The organism is Sphingobacterium sp. T2 (assembly GCF_000814685.1).
In the GTDB taxonomy this organism is placed as follows: domain Bacteria; phylum Bacteroidota; class Bacteroidia; order Sphingobacteriales; family Sphingobacteriaceae; genus Sphingobacterium; species Sphingobacterium thermophilum.
Map to the genome: position 1 here is coordinate 1 of NZ_JXAC01000207.1, position 1,480 is coordinate 1,480.

At 40.8% G+C, this 1,480-nt stretch carries 1 protein-coding gene; it reads left to right on the plus strand.

Annotated elements, in window-relative coordinates; all coding sequences use genetic code 11:
* Window positions 1-119: 119 nt before the first annotated feature.
* The gene (locus tag SD31_RS12150) at window positions 120-1,118 is read left to right on the plus strand and encodes a RagB/SusD family nutrient uptake outer membrane protein (RefSeq protein ID WP_052259024.1); all 999 of its coding nucleotides are present in this window, start codon (window positions 120-122) and stop codon (window positions 1,116-1,118) included.
* Window positions 1,119-1,480: the final 362 nt, after the last annotated feature.

Below are 1,480 nucleotides of genomic sequence, written 5' to 3' on the forward strand. Positions count from 1 at the left end.
CCAAGATCGTGCTGTYAAGAAATACCTTGAGTTTGCCGTAGAAGCAGCGGAGATCGTGATGAATTCCGGCAAATAACTCTTTCGATAGCGATTACAAGAGCTTATTTGCTTCGCAGGATTTGGCAGCAAACAAGGAGGTTATCCTTTACCGTGCCTACGACAATACCTTGGGGGTAACACACGCCATCGCGTCATACCAAAACGGATTAGAAGCACAAAATCAGGCTGTAAACTTAGACTTCTTGAAATCGTATATCTGTAACGATGGAGAGGTATACTCTAACTCTTCAGTAGATGGAGCCAACAGCTTCCGTCTGGAAGACTTAGCAAAATCTAGAGACCCTCGTTTTGAAGCTTCGTTCTCTACAGATTATGAAACTATTGCTTCTTCATTGGTATACGGAAACAAATTTGTAGCTAGAGATGGCTACAAGCTGTCTACTTCTCATCCGGACTACTCAAAATGGGCTTCCAACACCAACACGTCTGATGCTCCTGTAATTCGCTTGGCAGAGGTAGTGTTAAACTGGATAGAGGCTAAACAGATTTTGGCAGAGTCTTTCGGTGGTGCTCCTGTAACACAGCAAGATTTGGATAAATCTATCAACGCTATCCGCAACAGACCGCTGGACCCTATAGCAATTCAAAAAGGAGTGAAAAAGACAGCTCCTTTAATCCTTAATCAATATCCAAACGACCCTAATCGCGATGCTGACGTTTCTCCGTTGATGTGGGAAATCCGTCGTGAGCGCCGAATGGAGTTTGTATTCGAATTCTCACGCCTGCAAGACATCAGACGCTGGAAAAAATTGGAATACATGGACTTCTCCAGAAAGCAAGATTATTTCTTAGGTGCTTGGGTAAATGTACCTCAAGATGCTAAAGGTCTGTTGGCCGATAAGTATAAAGGGGTAACCAAAGTGTTGAATGCAGCAGGTAATGTTGTCACTTATGACGGCACCAATGCAGATCAACTTGTTGGATTCTTATTTATTCAGAATGCTAAAAACCGTAACCAATTTAGTGAGCGCAATTATTTAGCTCCAGTTGGTTTGGCACAAATCAATGAATACGAGCAAAGAGGTTACAAATTAACTCAAACTAAGTATTGGAATTAATTTTCCTCGCTCAGCAAATTAAAGGAGATGGCATGTATATGTCATCTCCTTTTTTGTTTGTATTTGCAAATATTTGATTATCAATTTGTAAAATGGTAGCAAGAAGCCCTGTATTATTTTGTAGCTTTACGGCCGATATAAATCTTGGGGATTCTACGAAAGAAACATGAAAGATATTATTTCAGGAATTGTAGCATAGGATGAGGCCAGTTTTAGGCGTTTCTATGATAGATATAGGCCTAAAATTTATAACTGGCTGCGTCTCAAATTGTTAGGAGAGCAAACTTGGCCTGAAGATGCGTTGCAGACAAGCTTGAACGTAAGATTTCCTCCTTATGGTAGGTAAGGATTTCCCTCGTTTA